The sequence below is a fragment of the Arthrobacter sp. 05T420 genome (assembly GCF_056396305.1).
The window spans coordinates 160,636-170,832 of record NZ_JBFTLG010000010.1 but is presented as its reverse complement, the minus strand read 5'-3'; the positions used below and the strand labels follow the sequence as shown (position 1 = coordinate 170,832).

The window sequence follows — 10,197 nt, the reverse complement described above, 5'->3', positions numbered from 1 at the left end:
GGAACCTCCAGACGTTCAAATGTGGCTCTACCAGTCCACACCCCGCACCAGATTGCGGAACAGACCGTGGACCGGCAACCCACGAACCTCTTTGAACCCGGGGTTCCAGTCCTACGTCAGGCGATCACCACACTTCATATCGTCTAGCCTGCGGGGTTGCCGGGTTGGTGAAAAGGGGAAGCCAGCGCGTGCCGCGGCGAAGCCCGCGGAAACGTCGAATGGGCAGAAATCCGGGATTACAGACAGATCGGGCATTGGAGATATTGCGTTTGGGTCTGGTTTAGTTATCCAATAGTGAAACTTAGTTTTCTGTGACGTACATCTCTTTGTCGGCGATACACTTTTTAAATCGACTTGAATACGCATCCCTCCTGCAACAAAAAGGTAAGAAAATGCAGATCTCCCGTTCGCTCCTGAGCAACCCCGCACTCAAGGCCGCCACGGTGCTCGCCGTGAGCGCATTGGCCCTCACAGCCTGCACGAACGCCTCCGAGACCGGGACCGGCGGCGCGGCCACCCCTTCCGGCAGCGCGGCGGCAAGCTTTGACCCCAGCACGGTCCAGAAGGACGATGCCCTGGCGGCCATGTTGCCTGAGGCGATCAAGACCAAAGGCACTCTGACCGTGGGCTCGGATACGTCCTATGCACCCGCAGAATTCCTCGGTACCGACGGCCAGACCGCCGTGGGCTACGACGTCGACATCGCCAAGGCGATTGGCGCCGCGCTGGGCCTGAAGGTCCAGGTCCAGACGGCCGAATTCACCGGCATCCTCCCGGCCCTGGGCCCGAAGTACGACCTCGGGATCTCCTCCTTCACCATCAACCCGGAGCGGCTTGCCGCCGTGAACATGGTCAGCTACTACAAGGCCGGCACCGGCTGGGCAGTCCAGAAGGGCAACCCGAAGAAGGTGTCCCTGGATGACCTGTGCGGCAAGTCCGTCGGTGTGCAGACCGGCACCATCCAGGAGGATCCGGATCTCTCCGGCCGCAACAAGAAATGCCTGGCCGAGGGCAAGCAGCCCATCAACATCGTGACGCTCAAGACCCAGACGGATATCACCACCCGCCTGGTCAACGGCAGCATCGATGCGATGGCAGCCGACTCCCCCATCATCGGCTACGCGCTGACCCAGACCGGCGGTCAGCTTGAAAAGCTCGGCGAGGTCTACGACGCCGCACCGCAGGGTATCGCCGTCGCCAAGTCGGACAAGGCCCTGGCAGACGTCATCCAGAAGACCGTCACCAAATTGATGGAAGACGGCTCCTACAAGAAGATCCTGGAAGGCTGGGGCGCCGCTGACGGCGCCATCACCACGTCCGAGGTCAACCCGGCGGTCTCGTCTTGAGCCTTCCCACAACCCCACCAACGGCAGGGACAGCGATGGACAGCCATCAGGACGCTCACGCAGCGCCGGTACTGAACAACGCAGTACCGGTGCGGCACCCCGGCCGCTGGATCAGCGCCGTCATCATCGTCGGCGTCCTTGCCGCCTTCCTCCAGAGCCTGTTCACGAACCCTAACTTCCGCTGGGATGTCGTGGGCACCTACATCCTGGACACCAAGGTGGTCCAGGGCGTGATGTGGACCCTGTTCCTGACGTTTGCCTCCATGGTCCTGGCAATCGTCCTGGCCATCCTCCTGGCCTTCATGCGGCAGTCCGACAACCCTGTGTTCCGCTGGTCCAGCTGGACGTGGGTCTGGTTCTTCCGCGGCACCCCGGTGTACACCCAGCTGCTCTTCTGGGGACTGGCCACTGTTCTCTATCCGACCATCGTCCTCGGAATCCCGTTTGGTCCTGCAGCCATCACCTGGGTGACCTCGGATCCCACCCACGGCCTGATTCCGGCCATCCTTGGCCTGGGTTTGAACGAGTCCGCGTATCTCGCCGAGATCTTCCGTGCCGGCCTGAAGTCGGTGGACCAGGGCCAGAGTGAGGCTGCCGAGGCACTTGGCATGACGAAGGGCAAGATCATGCGGCGGATCATCCTGCCGCAGGCCATGCGCGTCATCGTTCCGCCTACCGGCAACGAGACGATCGGCATGCTGAAGACCACGTCCCTGGTCCTGGCCGTGCCGTTCACGCTGGACCTGACCTTCGCGACCAATGCCTTGGCCAACCGAATTTACCTTCCGATTCCGCTCCTGATTGTCGCCGCTTTCTGGTACCTGCTAGTCACCAGCCTGCTGATGGTGGGCCAGCACTTCATTGAGGCGCACTACGGCAAGGGCGTGGACAACCGGGTTCCGGCCGCAGTCAACCCCGCGGCAGCCAAGGCTTCCGCGGCAGTGGCCCCCAGCGCCGAGGCCGAGCCGGACCTGAAGATGGACTTCCCCGAGGAGGAGGCGAAATGACGATCACCACTGAGAAACCGCTGGTACAGATCGAGGGCCTTCACAAGTACTACGGCCACCACCACGTGCTGCGCGGAATCGACCTGACCGTCAACCAGGGCGAGGTGTCGGTGGTGATCGGCCCTTCCGGTTCGGGCAAATCCACCATGCTCCGCTGCGTGAATCTGCTCGAGACCATCAGCGCAGGTCGCATTTCCGTGGGCGGCGAGCTGATCGGCTACCGCGAGGTCAAGGGCCGGCTCCATGACCTGAAGACCAAGGAAATCGCGGCCCAGCGGCGCGAGATCGGCATGGTGTTCCAGCGTTTCAACCTGTTCCCGCACAAGACGGCGCTGCAGAACATCATGGAAGCTCCGGTCCAGGTCAAGGGCCAGTCGAAGTCAGTGGCCCGGAAGCGGGCCCTGGAGCTGCTGGACCGCGTGGGCCTTGGCGACCGTGCCGGCCACTACCCGTCCCAGCTCTCCGGCGGCCAGCAGCAGCGCGTTGCGATTGCCCGGGCCCTGGCCATGGATCCCGAGCTCATGCTGTTCGATGAGCCCACGTCCGCGCTCGACCCGGAGCTCGTGGGCGATGTCCTGAACGTGATGAAGGACCTCGCCAAGTCCGGCATGACCATGATCGTGGTGACCCACGAGATCGGCTTCGCCCGGGAGGTCGGTGACCGCCTGACGTTCATGGACGGCGGCATCGTGGTGGAGTCCGGCGACCCGCGGGAGGTCCTGGCCAACCCGCAGCACCCCCGCACCAAGGAGTTCCTGAGCCGGGTGCTGTAGCCCGACGCGGAAGGTTCCCGTCGATGCGCAAATKCCCTGTCGCTACCGTTATTCGGGTGGCGACAGGGCATTTGCGCGTCGCGGGAAGGGTTGTGTGTCATGGCCACGGTGCGGAACGGGCTCGACGGCGGGGTGCACCGAACGCGTCCAGCTTCTGTTCCAGCCGGCCCGGTTCCATGAGGTCCGCCCAGGCCCACCGCACCACCCGGAGCCCCGTGGCCCGGATCCGGTTTTCGCGCTCTTTCTCGTCCACGACGGCCTGCGATGCGGTCCTGCCCCGAAGGTATTCGGGTTTCAAATATTTCTCGACGCCGTCGAACTCGCCCACCAACCGTGCTTTCTGCCAGTAGTAATCCCCATAGCCCACCAGACCGGAGCCGTCCCGGACTTCGTGCTGAAGTTCCGCCGGCTGGAAACCGGCTACGCACATGAGCCCGCGGCTGTAGGACTCCCCCGGAGACCGGGACCGCGGATCCGCGAATTCCACGGCAGCCCTGATCCTCCGCGCAGCCGCAGCGGTGTAATTGCCGTCGACACCCGCCAGCAGTATTTCCTTAGAGAGCGCGGGCAACCCATGCGCGGGGTCAGGCCTAAGCACATGGTCCAAGGGAACAATGGCTTGAGCAAACGGCGTGAAAGCAGCCAGATCCAGCACCGTACGGACCCTCCCCGTGACCAGAAGGCCCTCGCGCCGGAACACCTTGAGACCGTCCGGGTCTGCGTAGTGCCGCCGCACTCCGGCGCGCGAGCGTCCGCCGCCGCTCTGAAGCGTCAGCGCATGGACCGGATGACGCTGGCCAATAGTTGGAACTCCCCACACGGACGCGGCTGAGTGCCTGGCAAAAACTGTCCGGGCCGTGAATGTCTCCGCCGCGGCACTAACCCGGATCCGGTACTGTTCCCAAGGCTGCAGCGACCTCCACGCCTCCCCGTCGACGTAGACGCCATGGCGCACGCGAACCAGCGCGCCTGACCGGCAGCGTTGGGCGAGATCTTTCGGCGTGAGCCCATGTTGGATGTGCTCGCGGGCCAAGATCAATCTCGGTAGTTCGTTCATGGAACGAACATCGCAGCAAGGGAGGATCGGCGCCATGACCGGCCGCCCGGATGTGGACAACCCGACGCCCTTCCCCTCCGCAGACACAGATTCCGGCCTGCGACGCTCATTCCGGCCTGCGATACGCAAGTTACCTGACGTGGCGGGTATTCGGGTGTCGACTGGTATTCTGCGCAGCGCAGGGCGCCGAGCGCAGCGCCGGGCCAGGAGCGCCCCGCAGCCAGCGGCTACGTCTGCGGGAGGCCTTCCACGGCGGTGGCCACCGCGGCCCGGATGGCGCGGTGCAGCTCCCCCAGGCGGTGCCGGTCCGTGCGCACTTCGATGATGCTGCGGCCCTCCAGCGGGCCGGCCAGCGCTTCGGCAAGTTCCGCCGTCGTGCCGACCCGGCGGTGCGCGACGCCGTAAGCCGCGGCCAGCGCGGCGAGGTCCACCTGCTGCGGGGTGGCGAAGAGGCGTTCGACGGCGTTGCCGTAGCGTCCCGCCGCGGCGACTGCGCCGTGCTCCAGGAGCCCGAATATGGCACCGCCGGCGTCGTTGAGCACCACGATGCGCAGCTGCGGTTCGGCCTCCCCGGCGCCGAGCAGGAGTCCCCCGGCGTCGTGCAGGAACGTCACGTCCCCCATGAGCACGGTGGTTTCCTGTCCCCCGCCCAGCGCGATCCCCGTGGCGGTGGACGTGGTGCCGTCGATCCCGGCCAGCCCCCGGTTGGCGAACACGGTGGCCTGCGGCTCGGCTGGCGGCGCGCCGGCGAGGTCGACGTCGCGGATCCCGTTCGAGGAGCCCAGGACGAGCTGTCCGCGGGCGTGTTTCCAGACCTCGGCGCCGACCGACGGGCCGGTCGCGGCAGGGGACGCGGCCAGGACCAGGTCCACGGCGTGCTGTGCGGCGGCTCCTGCCAGCAGCCAGGCATCGAGCCACGCGGCGGCTCCGCGCCCGGCGAATTCCGCCAGGTCCGCCAGGGATTCAAGCGGCAGTTCGGTGCGGCGTCCGGGTTCGTACCAGGCCACCGGCACGGGCTGGTACAGGGCGGAGGGGACATCGGCCCGCTCCAGCAGAGCGCTCACCGGCCGGGAGAGCGTCGGCCGGCCGAAGAGGACCACCCGTTCGATCGGGTGGGCCGAGTCCGCGCCGAAGTGGTCGAGCAGCAGCCGGTAGGGCCCCACGGCGTTGGGGCCGAAGCGGGCGTTGGAGGACGGCTCGGCCAGCAGCGGCAAGCCGTGCGCGCGGGCGAAGGCCTCGGCGACCGGACCGGCGTCGTGCCCGGCCAGCACCACGGTGCGCCGCTCCGGCAGTGCCGTCGGCGCAGCCGGGAAGTCCAGCGCCAGGGGGCTCCGGGCGGCCCGGTACAGCCCGCGTCCGCCCGCAGCGGGCAGCCCGTCGCCCACGGCGGGGACCAGCGGGTCGCGGAAGGCAAGGTTCAGCTGCACCGGCCCGGGAGGGGCGTCCTCGAAGGCTCCGGTGGCGGCGCTGAGGGCGGTGTCCACGGCGCGCCGGGGATCGCTGCCCGCGGGCACGTCTACGGCGAAGCGGACGTGCTCGCCAAAGAGGTCCAGCTGCACGGTGGTCTGGTTGGCACCGGTCCCCCGCAGTTCCTCGGGCCGGTCGGCGGAGATCACCACGAGCGGCACCGCGGCGTGGTTGGCCTCCATGACGGCCGGCAGGACGTTGCCGACGGCGGTCCCGGACGTGGTGAGGACGGCGGCGGGGGCACCGGCGGACAAGGCGAGGCCCAAGGCCGTGAAGCCGGCCGAACGCTCGTCGATCCGGACCAGCAGTTCCACGCGTCCGGCGGCTTCGGCCTCGGCCAGGGCGTAGGCCATGGGCGCCGAGCGCGAACCCGGGGACACCACCACCTGGCGCACACCGGCGGCGAGCAAACTGTCGACGGCGATGCGCGCGGTCTCCACCGCGGTTAGGCCGCCGGGAGTCGCCGACGCGGCAGCGGAATCCGGACTCACATGTTCTCCGGCGTTTCGATGCCCAGCAGTTCCAGGCCGCCGGAGAGGCGGCGCAGCGCCAGCGCGCACAGGGCCAGCCGCGAGTCCCGGACCGATTCCTCGGCCTTGAGCACCGGGCACTGGTCGTAGAAGGTGGTGAACAGCTGCGCAAGCTCAAAGAGATAACCGCAGAGCCGGTGCGGCTCCAGCGCGTCCCGGACCTTGTTCAGCGTCGCGTCGAACTCCAGCAGGTGCAGGGCCAGCGCGCGTTCTGCGGGTTCGACGACGGCGATCGCCGTGGCCGGCCCGCCCGCCCCGGCTGCCGCGATGCCGGTTGCCTGGGTGCCGGCCGGCGTGCCGCCGTCACCGCCGGTGACCTGCTCCAGTACCCCGGCTTTGCGCAGGATGGAGCGGATCCGTGCGGCAGCGTACTGCACGTAGGGTCCGGTGTTGCCGCTGAGGGCGAGCATGCGGTCGAAGTCGAAGACGTACTCGGTGTCGTGGCCGGTGGAGAGGTCGGCGTACTTGACGGCGCCGATGCCCACCTGGCGGGCGGTCACGGCGCGTTCGTCCTCGCTCAGCTCGGGCCGGCTCGCGTCAATGACGGCACGGGCGCGGTCCACGGCCTCCTCGAGCAAGGCCATGAGTTTCACCGGGGCACCGGAGCGGGACTTGAGGATCTTCCCGTCCTCCCCGAGCACGTTGCCGATCTGCACGTGCACTGCCTGCACCGTGTCCGGCAGCCAGCCGGCGTCGCGGGCGGTGGCCATGACCATGCGCAGGTGGACGTTCTGCGGGGCACCCACAACATAGAGAACCCTGTCGGCCGCCAGGTCCCGGACCCGGTAGCGGATGGTGGCGAGGTCGGTGGTGCCGTAGCCGTAGCCGCCGTCGGACTTGCGGATGATCAGCGGCAGCGGCTGCCCGTCGCGCCCGGTAAAGCCTGCGGGGAAGGTGCACAGGGCGCCGTCGCTGATCCGGGCGAGGCCGCGTTCCTCCAGTTCCTGGCACAGCTGTGCCAGATGCGCGTCGTAGGAGCTTTCGCCGGCGATGTGGTCATCGGTGAGGCTGATGCCCAGCGTGGAGTAGATGGCGTTGAAGTAGCGCTTGGACTGTGCGACGAGCCGCTGCCAGACGGCGAAAGTCTCGGCGTCGCCGCTTTGAAGGGCCACGACGCGGAGCCGGGCACGGGTGGCGAAGCCGTCCTCGTCGGTGGCGGAGGCGTCGAACTTGGCCCTGGCGGCCTGGTAGAACGCGCTGGGGTCCTCCACCAGCAGCGCCGCTTCCGGCGAGTCCTCACCGACCTCCAGCCAGTGTTCGATCAGCATGCCGAACGGGGTTCCCCAGTCACCGATGTGGTTCTGCCGGATCACGGTGTCGCCGAGGGCTTCCAGCACCTTCACGAGGCTGTCCCCCACCACGGTGGTGCGCAGGTGGCCGACGTGCATTTCCTTGGCCACGTTGGGGGAGGAATAGTCGACGACGACGCGCTGCGGCGTCGCGGCCGGCGTCACCGCGGTGGCCTTGGACGCGGCCTGGACCGACTCTGCATTGAGCAGTTCCTCGATCCAGGTGCCGTCAAAGCTCAGGTTGATGAAGCCGGGCCCGGAGATTTCCACGCTGGTGCAGATGCCGTCCAGGTTCAGCGCTTCCACGATCTTGGCGGCGGCGTCCCGCGGCGGCAGGCCGGCCTTCTTGGCCAGGGCCATGGCGGCGTTGATCTGGATGTCGGCGAACTGGGAGGGCCTGACCACCGGGTCCGTGTGCCGGAACTCTTCGCCGAACGCGGCGGCAATTGCAGCCTGGACTCTGGGGACAACCAATTCGGCCGGATTATTCACAGTCCCAAATTATCAGTTCGGGCTTGCCCGGGCTTCTCCCCTCCCTCAGCCCAAAGCAACGCGGGGTCAGATCGCGCCCATGTAGCGCCTCAGCATGGGCGCGAAGTGACCCCGCGTTGCAGTTGCGGGAGGTGGCTAGGCGCCGGTGCGGAACACCTGGACCACGGACGGACGCGGGGCACGCACCTGGCCGGGCTTCGGCGTCGCGCCTTCGGCGACGTAGTCCGGGAAGTAGGAGTGCTGCTCGGCGAAAGTCCCTTCCTCGCCCGGGTGCTGAACGGCAACGAACACTGTGCGTTCGTCGTCGTGGATGACCGGGCCGCAGGTCTCGGCGTCGCGCGGGACGGCCAGGAACTGCTCCACCTTGCCACGCTCGGCACCGGCCAGGGTCACCTTGAAGAGCCCGTCGGCGTAGCCGATGCTGGAGGGCGCGCCGTCGGTGGAGATCCACAGGTTGCCTACGGAATCGAAGGCCACGTTGTCCGGGCAGGAGATGGGTGAGACCTGGCTGGCGGGGAACCCGGCGAAGTAAGCGGCGGAGTTCTTGGCCGGATCGCCGCAGACCATTAGCAGGTTCCAGCCAAAGGTGGTTGACGTCTGGTCCCCGGTCTCGGTGATTTCGACGATGTGGCCATCGCGGTTGAGGGTGCGGGGGTTGACCTCGGTGGCCCCTTCCTTGCCGGGCTTGCCGCGGTCCGCGTTGTTCGTGCAGACCACATAGACCTTGCCGGTGTGCAGGCTGGGCTGGACGTCTTCGCAGCGGTCCATCTTGGTGGGGCCCACCTTGTCGGCGGCGAGGCGGGTGTAGACGAGCACCTCTTCCACGGACATCCCGGCCACCTTGGACTGTCCGCCCACCACCAGGGGCAGCCACTCCCCGGAGCCGTCGAAGGCTCCGTCGGCCGGAAGCTTGCCCGCGCCGTCGAACCCCGAGGCCGGGGAATTTCCGGTGAACTTGGCGACGTACAGGTCGCCCTCGGAGAGCAGCATGAGGTTGTTCCTGCGGTCCTCCGCCGTTTTCCCGGGCCGGTATGTGCCGGCGGAGACGAACTTGTACAGGTAGTCGAAGCGCTCGTCGTCGCCCATGTAAGCCACCACGTGGCCGGACTTGGCGACGATCACGTTGGCGCCTTCATGCTTGAAGCGGCCCATCGCGGAATGCTTGCGGGGCGTGGAGGAGGGATCGAACGGGTCCACTTCCACGATCCAGCCGAAGCGGTTGGCCTCGTTCTGGTAGCCGGGGTTGCGGGTGTCGAAGCGCGGGTCATCCAGTTCCCACTGGCGGGCAGTGGGCTTGCTGGTCAGGCCGTAGCGCTTGTCGGCGTCAGAGGTTCCAGGCGTGGCGAAATAGCCGTTGAAATTTTCCTCGCCGGACAGGATGGTGCCCCACGGCGTGGTGCCGCCGGAGCAGTTGCCCAGCGTGCCCTTGATGGAACGGCCGGAGGGATCGGCTGCGGTCTTCAGAAGCGCGGATCCGGCGGCCGGGCCGTCGAGCTGGTAGGTGGTGTCGGTCAGGAAGCGGCGGTTCAGGCCCGCGCCCCGGACGTAGTTCCAGGGCTTGTTCTTGTTCTTGCGCTCCAACTCGACCACCGTGAGGCCGTGGGCTGCGCGGCCGATCGCGCGGGCCTCGGCGGCGTCGAATCCAGCTGGCAGCATGATGGACTCGTTGGTGTATTCGTGGTTGGTGAAGAGCACGGCCCGGCGGTCCTTGGAGCCGTCGATCGGCAGGATGTCCGTGTAGTCGTTGTTATAGCCGAACTGGCGGGCCTGCGCCGCCGCGCTCTGGCGATCGAGGTCGAAGGCCGGCGAGTCCTTGAAGAGCGGGTCGCCCCAGCGGATGACCGGTTGCCAGGTGAACCCGGCCGGGACGGTGAGCTGGTCCACGGCGGCGTCCACCGGAGCGATGGCGGTGAACTGCAGCTTCGATTTTCCAAACCCCTCCTTGGCGGCGGCGGCGAGGCCCGGGCCGCCGTCGGCCGCGGCGGGCCCGGCGGACGTGACAGCGTTGCCGAAAGCGACGGCGAGGGCTCCGGCGGCGCCGAAGCCCAGGGCGGCGCGGCGGGACATCGTGGCGGAGGCGATATCGCGGAAGTAGCTGTTGGTGCTGGTGTTGCAGACCTCGCCGGAGCAGGCGTTGTCGCACTTCAGCGCGCAGGTAACGGGGCTTCGTTTGCCTTTGGTGTGGCCAAGCATGGGGAGCAGGGAGAACGTGCGTCCGGAGGAGACAGACATGGAG

General features: G+C 67.5%; 7 protein-coding genes. 3 read left to right on the top strand and 4 right to left on the bottom strand.

Features of this window, described 5'->3' with window-relative positions:
- Positions 1–392 precede the first annotated feature (392 nt).
- Genes AC1DEM_RS11895 through AC1DEM_RS11885 form a run of 3 tightly spaced genes read left to right on the top strand, consistent with a single transcriptional unit; the run spans position 393 to position 3,126 of the window.
- Entirely contained in the window at positions 393–1,346 is a 954-nt protein-coding gene (locus AC1DEM_RS11895) for an ABC transporter substrate-binding protein (protein ID WP_377987400.1), read from the top strand.
- A 35-nt stretch (positions 1,347–1,381) separates the two neighbouring features.
- Complete coding sequence (locus tag AC1DEM_RS11890) at positions 1,382–2,353, top strand: amino acid ABC transporter permease (protein ID WP_476884558.1); 972 nt, start codon at positions 1,382–1,384, stop codon at positions 2,351–2,353.
- Positions 2,350–3,126: an amino acid ABC transporter ATP-binding protein gene (locus AC1DEM_RS11885; RefSeq protein WP_476884557.1), complete on the top strand. Its 777-nt coding sequence runs from the start codon at positions 2,350–2,352 to the stop codon at positions 3,124–3,126. The genes AC1DEM_RS11890 and AC1DEM_RS11885 overlap by 4 nt, the downstream gene beginning before the upstream one ends.
- A gap of 97 nt (positions 3,127–3,223) precedes the next feature.
- Here the strand turns inward: AC1DEM_RS11885 and AC1DEM_RS11880 are convergent, their stop codons facing one another.
- From AC1DEM_RS11880 to AC1DEM_RS11865, 4 genes are all read right to left on the bottom strand, one after another.
- Positions 3,224–3,613 (bottom strand): hypothetical protein, encoded by a 390-nt coding sequence (locus AC1DEM_RS11880; RefSeq protein ID WP_476884556.1) that lies wholly within the window; start codon positions 3,611–3,613, stop codon positions 3,224–3,226.
- A gap of 797 nt (positions 3,614–4,410) precedes the next feature.
- Positions 4,411–6,141: a 2-succinyl-5-enolpyruvyl-6-hydroxy-3-cyclohexene-1-carboxylic-acid synthase gene (gene menD / locus AC1DEM_RS11875; RefSeq protein ID WP_476884555.1), complete on the bottom strand. Its 1,731-nt coding sequence runs from the start codon at positions 6,139–6,141 to the stop codon at positions 4,411–4,413.
- A complete protein-coding gene (gene argS, locus AC1DEM_RS11870; protein WP_476884554.1) occupies positions 6,138–7,961 on the bottom strand; it encodes an arginine--tRNA ligase in 1,824 nt (607 codons plus the stop codon). Before argS ends, menD begins: the two co-directional genes overlap by 4 nt.
- Before the next feature lie 135 nt (positions 7,962–8,096).
- A complete protein-coding gene (locus AC1DEM_RS11865) occupies positions 8,097–10,193 on the bottom strand; it encodes a PhoX family protein (protein WP_476884553.1) in 2,097 nt (698 codons plus the stop codon).
- Positions 10,194–10,197 lie beyond the last annotated feature (4 nt).